Consider the following 12,594-nt stretch of genomic DNA (forward strand, 5'->3'; position numbering starts at 1 on the left):
CGGCAAAACCAGCGTGAAACATACAGTCGCAGGTTGATGTGGCGTTGATGTAGCCCGTTTGCCAACCCACCGTATAATGATCAGCAACTGTGGATATTTCTGTCAGTTCCGATTTTCCAACAGCCGAAATTCAACCCACGTCCTGCTGAAATTATACTCGGAGACGAGCCTATATGGGTCCTTATTCAAACGTTTTCCCGGCCAATCGGCCATCCGAAAACCTATTCATCCGTTTGTTGGCTTCGAGCATAAAGTTCTGCTACCCACGGCGAGTGGTTTCCATCTTGATAAACAATGGACAGTTCTTTCCTGGGGCGAGTTACACCGACATAGAAGAGGCGACGGGCCTCTCGCAAGCCAGCTGAACTCTTCTTATCACGCGCGCTCGGGATATCTCCGTCGTTCATTCCAAACAAAATAACCGCATCGAATTCACGACCCTTCGCACTGTGTAGCGTGCTCATGTTGACGCGGCCGCTTCCCAAGATCCTTCCTGCAAAAACATTTAATGGCATGTCCTTTCCGCCAGCAGGATCGGTTTTTTGGATCAGATCGGCGCACACCTCCCACTCTGCATGCGGGTTCCGCGTCACCTTCTTCCAGCTCCCGATCAAGTCGAGTTCAAATTGCTTCAGCCACGAATGCGTACTTCCGATAGGTTCTTTCTTTCTTCGGAGGAATGAAATTAGCTGCTGTGACAACAAAGTCTCTTCTGCATCATTCGTCCGACGGTTGAAAACAAGCGATTGGGCTTGATTAAGAAGGCGTTCGTAAGGCGGATCCGCCTCCCGCCAACCGCCGGTCACCCAGCAAGCGCAAGCTTCAATAAATCGCGCCAATCTTGAGCTGCGTTTTATCAGAGCGTTTCCGTCGGTGCGAGCATATGGGATCCCCTCGCCATCAAGCGACAGTGCGATTTTGTCGCCAAGCCATGCTGCACGATATAGAATGGCGACTTGTTCTCTAGGATGTCGCTCTAGAAGCGCAGGAAGCACCGTCGAAGCAATGGCTTCGGCCTGCCTATCGATCCCTCCTTGCACCTTCCAGAATGTTAGTTCCCCCTCCGGCGCGGATTCCGGGCTTCGATAATCACGCTCTTCGCCCAGAGCGCCCATCGACGCACGAATAATCTTTGAACCGGATCGATAGTTGAATCTCAGCCGAACCACCCTAACATCAGGCCGCGCGGTCAGACTCTGCAGCAGATCAGGATTGGCGCCTGCAAAGCCATAGATCGACTGGTCAGCATCACCCACGGCAAAGAGCCTAATCTCAGCTTTGAAGCAAAGCAGAAGCACCAGTTCGTGCAGTGCATGCCCTAGGTCTTGATATTCATCGACGAACAGGACTGGGAATCGGGCCCTAAGAGCGGAGCGTATCCACACAAAATCCTTGATCAGTCGGAAGGCGATCAGTGGCATGTCTTCAAAGTCAATTAGCCCGCGGCGTCGAAGCTCTGCCTCGTAGGCTTCAACGAAGTCTGCCAACTCTGGGTTGCGCCCTCGCCAATCCGGCGAACTACGATCAACATCACGACGACGTTTTTCCGAAGCAAAGCTCCAGCGTTTGTGCGGATCGGCCGCGTCGCTGGATATTGTCGCGTAAGCAGTTTCTACGGCTGCCCGGCACTCTGCAACAGTAGCAACTCGGAATTCCGTTGGAAGCAAACCTGGAATGCATCTTGCGTAGGGCATTATCACTTGCGTAAGGGCAAAGCTGTGAACCGTGCCTATAAAGCAACGGCCACCGCCCACTACCCCCAGTGTCGCTAAGCGGCCTTCCAGCTCAATGGCACATTCGTTGTTGTAGGTGATGCAAGCAACACCACGCGGATCCACAACATCTTCGACCAGTGCACGCGCCATCGCAGTGGTTAGCGTCTTTGTTTTGCCACTGCCAGGACCCGCTAGGACGATGCAGTGGCCCCTCTCGCGGACAGCTTCGTTTTGCTCCGGATTTTTTGCGAGTTCGCCCAACGCCCGCGAAATTTCTTGGAAATTAGACACGGTCTACAACGAACTGCACTGCAGCAGAGATGTATGCCGGTGGAGCCAAACCGTCTGGTAATTTCTTCGCAAGTTTAGCGCTGAGGCGACCTTTGCCTATGTCAGCCACCATTGCGAGGAGGTGTGCAGAGTCGACCTGAGTTCCTGATCGCCAATTGGCGATCCGGGCGCTGCGCGTCGGCCCAAATCCCTGTTCGCCCAGAATATCGAGTAGAGTTGTCTGAAGGCCCGCGGTGTTGGCTACTGAGATTTCAAAGGTTAAGTCATTGAGGAAGTATCCTGCCTTTGACGCAGCGGCACTAAACTTCGCGTGGTCACTGGACTCCCATTTTGCCCGTTCCTCCTGTGTGAACTTCGGACGACCTGTAAGCAATCGCTTGTCGTCAATTAGATCGAGAACGCGGGTCAAACCCAAAGGAAGCTTGCTTCCATCAAGGGGATCCCAATCGGTGATCACAGAGAATGGAAGGCCGAGGCACGCCGCAAGTTTGACGTAAGGCCGAAAATTGGTCCCAGCAACATTGCAGACTGCGATGCCCAGGCGGTCAAGATTGCTACCCATTGAGTCGGCGAAGACAGGAACCAGCGCCTCCTCGGCATCACCTTCTACAAAAAGTACCCCACGAGAGAACAATATCTCGGAACGGGTCGCTGTGAGATAGCGTTCTATATCTTCTAATTCTTCAGCGGTGACCGGTAGATTTGCCAAAGAGTACGCCTTCGTCGCACCGTCCACAGCCCGCAGCTGCACAATCGAACGGACTGGGGCAACTGCCGCGAGTGTTGGTGAGTGGCTGGTCACAATAAGTGCTTGGGCTGTATCTCCGTCATTAAACAGTTTGTCGAACACAGCCCTCTGCAGTTGGGGATGGAGATGTGCTTCTGGCTCCTCGATGCACAGAAGTGAATAATTCCGTTCATTTTTTGCTCGACGCCAAGCGAACTCAGCAAGCTTGAGCGCGATAAGGGCAACGTTCGCTGAACCAAGACTGGCTTCGGCGATACCGCGCTTACCGTTGTCGATGAACATCGCAATTGACCGAAAAAGGCGAAGAGGGTCTGTCGGAGCAAATCGCAAGCGTGCATCAATATCTTGAGAGGTGCCTGCAAGGTCGAGTATCCCAGAACGAAGCGAGGTTTCGAGATCCTGTATCGACTGAAAACCCTCAAGCTTTTTTGTTGCGCCTTCCAAGTCTGAGGCGACGGCGTCAAGATCAGCACGGCTGACCGAAGCAATTGCGTCTTCTAACAAGGGTCTCAGCGGAGAACTCCGCCACGAACCTAACTGTGCTTCCGCGTCGCGAAGTGCATCTAGCATGTCGATAGCAATACGACGGCGCACACGATTTGGTATTGATCGCGCCTCATCTCCTCCGCCATAGACGATGAACTCGAAATCCTCCCCAGATTGTGGGGTGCCTAAAACTTCCGGCTTCTTTCGGAATACATAACTTAAGCGTGCTATTTCGGGATCTGCTGCTATTCGGAAATCGGTCAGCAGCGCAAGTAGAGCATCATCCGTGTCAAATTCAGCGAAATCTAGATGAACCTCAATCTGTGGAGCCGTCGTTAAGTCGCAGCCATCCCAGAAGTCTGAAAGCTTAAGCTGTCGTGTAGAATCTGAGAGCATTGGGTCTAGAACCAGACGGATTGCAAATAGCAGGTTGCTTTTCCCGACTCGGTTCTCCCCTAAAAGAACAACGTTGCGCGAGAGCGGTACATCTACCGCTTGAAAATTTCGGAAGTTACGAACGCTAAGATTTGAAAGTCGCACTAAAGTTTCCGATTCATTTTGTATTGTCCGCTCAGCTTGGGCTTCGCCTAATGAGAGAGTCAACGTGCCGATGAAGCCCGTAGACCAGCATGATGGAAAAGCTTAGACAAATGGTCCCCCACCAGACCCACAAACAGGTTTTAAACTTAATCGCAGCCACTCCACACCTGCCTGAATTTTATCCACAACTTCATTTCTTCCCCCTCTTGCTCCGAATCGAAGCCTACTTCAACTTGCGCGTGTGGGGAGAGCAGTCCTCAACCAAAAGCATAACAGGTCTATCGGAATGGCACTTTGGACAAGGTCGCGGCGCTCTGGCGCTCTGAACGGCGTTGTCTCCGATCATACTTACTCCGCGCTTTCCCGGCGCGGGTAGCAGGCGGTTTGAGTACGGCTCGTCCTCTGTCCAGATGAGGAGGTATCGATCATGGCCCTGCCGCCGCGCGTGTTTTTCACCCTTCACGAGGCCTCCGCGCGCTGGGGTTGTAACATCGCAGATATCGCGGCCTGGGCCGATACGGACAGATTTCAGATCCTGACCGGGATCGCAGCTGTCCGCTGTGGCGAGGACATCGTTGCAGGCAAGGTCGTCCTGTCCCCGATGGAATTGCTCCCGCTGTTCCGTCGGTGTGGCACAGGCCCATCTGAAGGTATGATGCGGCGCATCCAACCTTTGGGTCGCCAGGATTGGCTGCTGATCACGGAACCCGCTGGCGGCATTCCTGTTGGTTTGGCCGACATGATGATCCTGGCTGAAGACGTCCACACGTTTGAAGAGGAAAACGATATGGTTCGGCGTGTGGCGACAGGGCCCGGTGCCGCAACATCCTATGACTGGGAGGGGATGATGGTTGCCCTGATCCTGCGTATTCACGACCACGGGTTTCCCCCGACCCAAGCCGAGTTGGTCGCCGAGATGCAGGAATGGTTCGCGGATCAGACGAATGGCAAGAAGATGCCCGACAGCCGCAGCATTCGGCGGCGGATCACGCCAATATGGAAAGCCGTGCGGCGGGAGGATGCGTGATGATCCGGGTCCGCGCCGGGCCGCGTCAGGCCGACTTGGCGTCGCCGTGATCGCCCGCGTCATGGACCAGCCGGGGTTTCGACCGAAACGCAATGGCGACGGCATCGACCCCGGCGCGCAGGGGCGAGTCCATCAGGTGCGCATAGCGCAGGGTCGTCTGCATCTGGCTGTGGCCCAGCAGCTTGCCGATAATTTCCAGTGACGCACCGCCACTCACCAGCAGCGAGGCGAAGGTGTGGCGCAGGTCGTGGATGTGCACATCAGACAACCCGCATGTCTTCTGGATCTGCGCCCAGAATCGGCGCACCTCCTGCACCGGCTGGCCAGGCACATCTCCGGGGAACAGCCACGGGTTGCCGCGCGGAACCAAAAGCTGACGCTGGCGCACGATGGCTGCCGTTTCGTCCGAGATTGGCACGCGGTGCGCGCGGCGTTGTTTCGTCATGGCGGGCGGCTTTGACCAGCTCATGTGTTCGAGGTTGAACTGTTCGAACTGCGCCTGTCGCACCTCGCCCAACCGGGCACCGGTCAGCATGCACATCCGGATGATGTCAGCAGCGCGGCGATCTTCCGCAGCATCCAGAGCTGCCGCGAGGCTGGCGATTTCTTCCTGCGATAGAAACCGTTCGCGCGGGGTTTCGATGCGCCGATGGAAGCGCTGGGCAGGGTTGTCCTCGCACCATCCCCATTGGACGGCCAGTGTGAACATCTTGCGTAGGACTTCGCCGATGCGGTTGGCGCGCACCGGCGTAGGCTTCGCGGGCTGCAATTTGCGCGCCCGGTTGTTGGGCTTGTCCTTGTGCGGGCGAGCCCGGCCCGCGGCAATTTTGGTCAGCAGCTTATCGACGTCGGTTTGCGTGATTTCCGTCACCAGTTTGCGGCCCCAGACAGGTGCCACCAGCTTTGCCAGTGCAGATCGCTGGTCGGCGGCACTGCGTTCTGACAGCTTCGGCAGATGCTCGGCGCAGTAGCGGTCGATCAGGTCCGTGACGCGAGGAGCCTCACGTTTGGTTTCGCGCTGGGCAAGCGGATCGCCCCCGGCGTCGATGTCCCGGCGCAGTTCTTTAGCCCGCTCCCGCGCCGCTGATACGGACCAGTCCGGCCAGCGTGCGAAGGTCATCCGGCGCTGTCGCCCGGCGTTGCGGTAATCGAGCGTGAAGGCCCGACCGCCGCCGCGATAGATGCAGGCGGCAAAGCCGCGCACCTCCGTGTCGAAGATCTGGTAGTCGCGCCCAGCAGCAGGTTCGGCCTCGCGGAGCACTTTTTCGGTCAGTTTGATGCGTTCGGGCATGCGTTGGATCCTTCTTGCATCCGACATGAGGCGTGGTTTCGCCGCACTATCAAGTCAAGCATGCGGACCCGGGTGGCAGGGAGGCAGAGGGTGGCGGAAAGGTCGCCATCATTGCGCCACCCCATGTTTTTATGGCGTTCCGGCTCTGGGCAGATCGGCGGACAGGGCCGCCCATCCCGATCCGAAACATGAATCGTGGCCAAGGATGGCTCCCTCCAGGAGAAAATCCCCAACAAGACCGGCGCGAATTTGCGAATATCCAATGAAATCAATGGGTGGCAGGGGTGCCATGCCGGATGCCACCCCCTCTTTGCCCACCAACGCCCGTCAAAGCCTGTCAATCCGGCTGTTCGCAGGTGTTTGCAGCTTAGGTGTCCATTTCGGCCCCGGGCCGCGAAGTCTCGCACAGCGCCACTCCACGCTCATCAACGCCGAGAACCCAATAAAATAAGGGGTGGCGCAAGAGCGGCTTCCTTTCCGCCACCCTGCGCCTTCCCGCCACCCCTTCGGCCCTGCGCTCACTGCTCTGAGCAAACGCCCCCCGACGCACACCGTCACCGGGCTCAGAAACAGGGAGACCCCGATGCCGCATCTCGGATCGATGCCAGACCCAAAGGACAAACGACGCACGCTGCTGGTTGGCTGGATCAGCCGTCTTGATCTCGCGCTGGAGCTCGGCCTGTCGGTCGACACACTGCGCCGCTGGGAGGCCCAGCGCTTTGGACCGCCCTGCGTGCGCGCCGGTCGGAAGGTTTATTACCGCCGCGCCGCCGTCGAAGAATGGCTGGAAGAGCAGGAGCAAGCCGCCCCGCGGCGCCGCCGTTCAGGAGGGCGTCGGTGATGGTCAGTCAAAACCGCAAATCCGACTGGCCCGCTGATCGGCTGGCAGAGGCACGTGCCGTCATCGCCAATGTCGCGCATCATTCCGACCACCTGATCCGGCTCGCCTGCAATGTCCTGGCCGCCCATGGCGACACCCCGGCCGAGCGTGAAGGCGCACAGCGGCTGTTGGTGGTGATCGACGCAAGGCGGCCGGTGCGGCGTGCCCAGCGCGAAGAGAACGGGAGGACCGCTCGATGACGCGCCGCGGCACACCCGAAGCTGATCTGCAGCGTGCCGTCGTGCAGGCCCTGCGCCTCGCGCTGCCCCGCACGGCAATCATCCATCACTGCGCCAACGAGGTGACCGAGGCTGGCCCCCGCGGCGCAAAGCGCCAGGCGATCCTCGTCGGCATGGGCGTCCATGCGGGTTTTGCCGATCTGATGGTCCTCTGCGACGGCCGCGTGCTGTTCCTCGAGCTGAAAGCGCCGAAAGGGCGGTTGCGTCAGCCGCAGGAGACCTTCCGCGATACGGTGCTGGCGCAGGGCTTTGGCTGGGCGCTGGTGCGCAGCCTCGACGATGCGCTGGGCGCGCTGGTCGATCACGGTTTTACGACGCGCATTGCGCCCCCTGTGCGGAGGCCCGCGCCATGAGCCATGACGCCACCAACTGGGCCATCAAGCAGCGCGGTCTGAAGCCCACCACCAAAATCGTGCTCTGGCACCTTTGCGACCGGTTCAACGCGGACTTTGGCTGCTTCCCCTCGCAGGTTCGGCTTGCCCATGATTGCGAGATCAGTCGGGCAACGCTGAACCGCCACCTCGACGAGCTGGAAGCACGCGGACTCATTCGTCGGATCAGGGTCATAGATCCCAAGACTGGGCAGCAGCGCCCCACCCGCTATCTGCTGGGCTGCGAGCCAGGGTTCGCGCCGCGCGGGCCGGGCCAAGTCGAGGGTGATTCAACCAATCCCTTTGAGGCAGGAGAGGCTGAAACCCCGTGTCTCAATTTGACGCAAACCCGTGTCTCAAAAATGACCAATCCCGTGTCTCAAATTGCGACACTAACCTTGTAAGAGAACCTTTAAGTAAACCAGTAAAGGAGGAGGAGGACGCGGCTGCGCGCGATGCCGATTTTGATCGGTTCTTTGCAGAGCTGCTCTTGGCGCTGGGCTTCGCCGCAAATGCCAGCCTGCCCGCCTGGTGGCAGGGCGCGCCAGCCCGGGCGCAAGTTCGCCGCTGGACCGATGATCTCGGGCTTTCCGAGGACCGAATCATCGAGGTCGCCACCGAGACCCGGGGCTATCACCCGAACCCGCCTGATGGGCCCAAAGCGCTCGACCGGTTCATGGAACGCACAGCCCAGCGCGATGCGCAGGACGCTGTCGCAAGTTGCCGGGTCCGGAAATCCAAGCGCAGCCGCAAGGCCCAGGGCACGCCACCGCCCTGCCCGGATGAGCTGGCGGCGTTCTATGCGGCCAAGGTGAACTCCGACGAATACCTGCCCCCCAGCATGATCAGCAAAGCGATGTGCGGGGCGATGCTGGCACGCGGACTGGTGACACCCGAACGCCTCCGGATGCGAGGTGTGCAATGACCTTTCAAAGACCCAACCTCATTCGCAGCGGACGCATAAAACGTGCGCTGGGCGTGCAGGCGGCACTGGAATGGGCGTTCCGGATCGAGAAGGCTCAGCTGGAACTGCCCATGCCGAAGGATGTGACCGAGGAAAGCTTCGGCTTTGGCCTGGAATACGTCCTGCTGCAACGCGCGGCGCTGGGCTGCAAGGTCGACGGCGGACAGCACAAGATGGGCAGTTACACCCATCCCGATGCCGAGGTGATCGCTGCCACTGTCGCCGGAATGCCAGACCACCTTGGCGGCATCCGCATGGCGATCCGCGTTGCGGAACTGGCTCGCGCTGGGCTGACGCCCGACTGGATGCCCGGCGTCGTGCCGCGCTGCGTCCCGGTGGAAACGCGGAAAAACCAGCATGGTGTTCGGGCGACCACGGTGGTGGTCGGCACTGAGCGCGTGCTGACCCGCGGGAAGTGGCGAACGGTGGAGGTCTTGGCCTGTCCTGTTACATGGCGGCCTCACCCGGAGCAGATTGCGTCCGCTCGTCGCGGATATGACGATTGGTGGCAGGCGCTAGCCTGGGTGCGGGACGGTCTCGTGGCGGGGAGCATGTTGCGGGATGTCGAAGTGATGGCAGCACTGCCAAAGGTGCGGCCTTGGAATTCTTAGGCCCTTCACGAAGGGTGGGAAACGGACTTTAGCCGCAGGTGCGAGCCAGTCAGGCCGCGAAGTCGGACGGCGAAATTCAGTCGACCCCTTAGCCGCGCGTTGCGTTGCTTCGCCGCAAGGCGGCTTCGAGCGCTTCTTGTTGGTTCGTTGGGCTGCGGCGAACGTCAGCTTCCGCGACCGTGCAGAAACGTGCCGAAACGCGATAGGTTTTGCCTCGGGGTTCTGACCAAGCTAAACTGTTGATGTGCGGTCGTACCGGCTGGGCGGACGGAAACCGCCGATATTGACACTACCCTTGCGGTCGGAGTCTGTGCGTTGCTCAAGACCTCGCCAATACCATGCGGTCCAGGCCCCTCAACCCGGCGACCAAAGCGCGATCTTCGACCTATCGACGGAACGGTTCTCAAGGTCGTTTGTGAATTCGGCATGCCTTTTTGCGAAGTCTCCTTCTAGGATAAACATTTGCTCAGTGTTCTGAAAAAAAGCGCCATCCTTAAAATGTGCCGAGCCAACAATATAGGCAACTGCTCCATCTTCATCGTAGAACGCTATTGATCTTGCGTGCACAGTGTTTGAGTAGTTATCGTGCTCTTTGTAATTGTGATTAGTTTGCAAAAAACGAACCGAAATATTCGCGTTGTCGTCCACATACTTAAGAAATTCCCTAGCCTCACGGGGCTCAATAAAGTTTCTCTCCTGATTAAGCTCAGAGGCGATTACGAAAGCATCGTCCACTAAAAAAAGAAAATCAACATCAGGGTTATCACGGATAATTGCCTCGAAAATACTCGACCTAAATGTAGGAGCAACGATTGTTACTCGGCCGGACTTTCCTACCAATTCACGAATAGTGTCGAAATATTTATTCGATTCCTCGGGAGCAAGAAAATATCTAAAATGTAAGCTTTCGGATACCTCAAACACAGTCGGCCCTACAGCGCGGCATGTCATGTAATTTTCGGCTGCAAACCAATGTGGCCTTTCTGAGACGGATTTCAAGAAACTATATATACACTCCCACCAAGGCCGTATTGACCCGTGTGTAGTCTCAGAAATAACGATCCAATCTTCAATATTGGTCCGTAGCGACTCAGTAAAAAAGTTACCACTGCCAAAAGCTGAAATGTTTTCGCCCACTCCGTTCTCGCTTTTTTCAAACTCCACCATCAACCCTTTTACATGGTGGCTCACAGGATCGTTTCGGTCGATTTTGTAAGGATAGGTGGCGTCAAAGCACCGTGAACTCACGGAAATTTTTTCATCTGGTAGATAAGGATCACAGCCAATTAAATAGACTTTAATTGACCTCACACATTTTGACATCTCCAAAAGAACGTCATCATCCAAGTGCTCGCGACCCACAAATTCGTTTTGTGAAAATATCTCGACTTCGGTCACACTCTCGTCACCAATCTTGCAAACGAAATTTTTTATATCTGGACCTTTAAAGTAAGTCGCTGAGAAGATGACCTTTTTGGCGAAGCCGCGGCCATCTGAGAATTTATAGAATGTTTGAAACAGTTTTGGTGTAACAAATGGCATTCCGTCGCCGCGACGGCAATAAAGGCTCCCATGTGGTGCTGCGACAGCGGTACCGTCAAGTGTTTCCTCCTCGCCGGGGTAATTAAAATTACATGTCGGGATGACGCCATTACCCTCCCAAGTCATAATGCTCAGCGGGTCAGCCGATCCTTGAGAGACAAATGTCATCCAAAAATGCACGCTCAAAAATATCGCGGCATAGGTTGTAAAGTTTACACATTTTTGGATTGACTGCATCGAAGAACCCCATTTTTGCATCGCAATTTATTTGCGCTTACCAATACGGCCACTGCTAAGGCGTTCCCATGCTTCCCAATTGATCTCGTCCCACTCTACACTCTCCCAGTCCACATCGTCCTGGTTCACGCTATCCCAATCTACGGATTTCCAGTCTATTTGATCGTAGTCAATTTGGTCCCAGTTGACTGCCGCCCAATCTATATTATGCCAATCTATACTGTCATAATCTACGTCATCCCAATCTACGTTATCGAAAGACATCACACCCTCTCCTCTCAGTAAATCGTTTCGTCGTGTTGATGGACTCTCCGTGTATCCACACATAATCTACAAGGGACTCGCGGTTGTTCGACGTTCATTGGGGATCAATGTGCGGCAGCCCTCGCAGATGCTTATGTACCATGGTTTACTGAAAATGTCATGTGCGGATACAGTGATTGCATGAAGTCCCTATTGTTATTGGCTGAATGTGTACGACCGAACAATTTTTACTCCCCAGCCAGATTTTCCGCGGAGACGAAATCGGTCCCTGCCCAAACATTGCAGGCCGCGTGGTTACCGACAGCACAATCGCACCCATATCTTCGACATTCAGAGCCTGTCACACAGGCCCCAACAATTCTCCGAGCGCACCAAGTTCGACCACTGGGAGTGCGATTTGATGATGTTTCGGAAGAACATGGCAAGATCAACATCACCTCGCTGGTCGAGTGGGTGATCCGCTACGCGGTGGTGATGCGCAACGAAGACCGTCTGTCCAAATCGATCACGGAAGCGTTGATCCGGGGGTCTCGCCCTCTGCCCGCGGGGGCGCGTCAGTCGATTACCTTCAATCTTCGTCCGGGTACCGAGTTCTCGACCTCGCGCCGTCTGAAGGACGGGATCGGAGCGGACCGCTGGTTCTGTGATCCGCAGGGGCGCTGGCAAAAGGGGGCGGTCGAGAATACCAACAACCAGCTACGAAAGTACCTACCCCGCTCGACCGAGCCGACGGCGCTGATAAATCGATATTTTGGGGCGATTCGGCACCGCCTCAACTCCACGCCGCGCAAATCCGTTGGATTTAGAACGTCCGCAGAGGTCTTTGAAAGCGAGCTGCTGGCCATTCGAAACGATATAGAACATAAACAGAATCATATAGTTGCCCCTCTCCGTGACTTAAGTATGCGGTGCAGACAGCGCCCCTTTTGCTCGATCTCCACATGGCCGTCACGATATCTACGCCACGGCTCTCGTTGACTGAAGAGCGTGTTCGAGTGATCATCTGAAACAAGTGTTGGATCAATCAACAGAGGTGGCGCGATGTCTTTCATAATGAGATATTTGTGTGCAGTCGCAATCGGTTTTGCTCTTCCCGGTTTTGCAAACGTTGCTTTTGCACAGGAGCTGCCAGAAATTGTGGTAATCAGAAGCGCTTCGAACTCCGAATGCCCCAAGCTAGAGTTCGTAGTGAATGGTACATTGCATGGCAACGGAATAGAATTTCGAAATGGTTCCCTTTCAGGAGTTCCAAGTGGCGCATCAGGGGAATCGCGTTTGGAACTGAAGGCGTGAACGGTCGCTCTTGCCTGTGAGGGCGAGATGGATTCTGAATTGGGGATTGCGTTCACGGAGTCCTCATCCTCATGCAGATTTTTCTATCCGCCTTC

Annotated in this window: 11 protein-coding genes and 1 pseudogene; 7 read left to right on the plus strand and 5 right to left on the minus strand. The window is 56.3% G+C overall.

Translation table 11 applies throughout. The annotated features are described in order from the left end of the window. Positions 1-221 precede the first annotated feature (221 nt). Positions 222-1,976, minus strand: coding sequence for an ATP-dependent helicase (locus FQ320_RS23115; RefSeq protein ID WP_222861700.1), 1,755 nt, complete (start codon positions 1,974-1,976; stop codon positions 222-224). Positions 1,977-1,998: 22 nt separating this feature from the next. Further along, complete coding sequence (locus FQ320_RS23120; protein WP_148475655.1) at positions 1,999-3,780, minus strand: ATP-dependent endonuclease; 1,782 nt, start codon at positions 3,778-3,780, stop codon at positions 1,999-2,001. Positions 3,781-4,207: 427 nt separating this feature from the next. On the opposite strand from FQ320_RS23120, the gene FQ320_RS23125 reads away from it, so the two are divergent. Beyond that, on the plus strand, positions 4,208-4,807 hold the full coding sequence (locus FQ320_RS23125) for a hypothetical protein (protein WP_148475656.1): 600 nt from the start codon (positions 4,208-4,210) through the stop codon (positions 4,805-4,807). A 25-nt stretch (positions 4,808-4,832) separates the two neighbouring features. Here the strand turns inward: FQ320_RS23125 and FQ320_RS23130 are convergent, their stop codons facing one another. Continuing rightward, positions 4,833-6,098, minus strand: a complete 1,266-nt coding sequence (locus FQ320_RS23130; RefSeq protein ID WP_148475657.1) for a site-specific integrase — start codon at positions 6,096-6,098, stop codon at positions 4,833-4,835. Positions 6,099-6,681: 583 nt separating this feature from the next. Between FQ320_RS23130 and FQ320_RS23135 the strand changes: the two genes are divergently transcribed. From FQ320_RS23135 to FQ320_RS23155, 5 genes and pseudogenes are all read left to right on the plus strand, one after another. Then, positions 6,682-6,939 carry an AlpA family transcriptional regulator gene (locus tag FQ320_RS23135; RefSeq protein ID WP_148475658.1) on the plus strand — a complete coding sequence of 86 codons (258 nt, stop codon included), beginning with the start codon at positions 6,682-6,684 and terminating at the stop codon, positions 6,937-6,939. Then, complete coding sequence (locus FQ320_RS23140) at positions 6,939-7,178, plus strand: hypothetical protein (RefSeq protein ID WP_148475664.1); 240 nt, start codon at positions 6,939-6,941, stop codon at positions 7,176-7,178. Before FQ320_RS23135 ends, FQ320_RS23140 begins: the two co-directional genes overlap by 1 nt. After that, positions 7,175-7,570, plus strand: a complete 396-nt coding sequence (locus tag FQ320_RS23145; protein WP_148475659.1) for a VRR-NUC domain-containing protein — start codon at positions 7,175-7,177, stop codon at positions 7,568-7,570. Before FQ320_RS23140 ends, FQ320_RS23145 begins: the two co-directional genes overlap by 4 nt. Next, positions 7,567-8,513 (plus strand): annotated as a pseudogene (locus FQ320_RS23150) (helix-turn-helix domain-containing protein). The gene FQ320_RS23145 and the pseudogene FQ320_RS23150 overlap by 4 nt, the downstream one beginning before the upstream one ends. Then, a complete protein-coding gene (locus FQ320_RS23155; RefSeq protein WP_148475660.1) occupies positions 8,510-9,163 on the plus strand; it encodes a hypothetical protein in 654 nt (217 codons plus the stop codon). Before FQ320_RS23150 ends, FQ320_RS23155 begins: the two are co-directional and overlap by 4 nt. Positions 9,164-9,517: 354 nt before the next feature. Here FQ320_RS23155 and FQ320_RS23160 read toward each other — a convergent pair whose 3' ends face one another. Both FQ320_RS23160 and FQ320_RS23165 read right to left on the minus strand, forming a co-directional pair. Beyond that, on the minus strand, positions 9,518-10,942 hold the full coding sequence (locus FQ320_RS23160) for a hypothetical protein (protein WP_187394050.1): 1,425 nt from the start codon (positions 10,940-10,942) through the stop codon (positions 9,518-9,520). 27 nt (positions 10,943-10,969) lie between these two features. Then, positions 10,970-11,206, minus strand: a complete 237-nt coding sequence (locus FQ320_RS23165; protein WP_148475662.1) for a hypothetical protein — start codon at positions 11,204-11,206, stop codon at positions 10,970-10,972. A 390-nt stretch (positions 11,207-11,596) separates the two neighbouring features. Here FQ320_RS23165 and FQ320_RS23170 point away from each other — a divergent pair, with 390 nt between their 5' ends. Continuing rightward, complete coding sequence (locus tag FQ320_RS23170) at positions 11,597-12,184, plus strand: IS30 family transposase (RefSeq protein WP_255509685.1); 588 nt, start codon at positions 11,597-11,599, stop codon at positions 12,182-12,184. The last annotated feature ends 410 nt before the right edge of the window (positions 12,185-12,594 follow it).

The organism is Oceaniovalibus sp. ACAM 378 (genome assembly GCF_008085915.1).
In the GTDB taxonomy this organism is placed as follows: domain Bacteria; phylum Pseudomonadota; class Alphaproteobacteria; order Rhodobacterales; family Rhodobacteraceae; genus Oceaniglobus.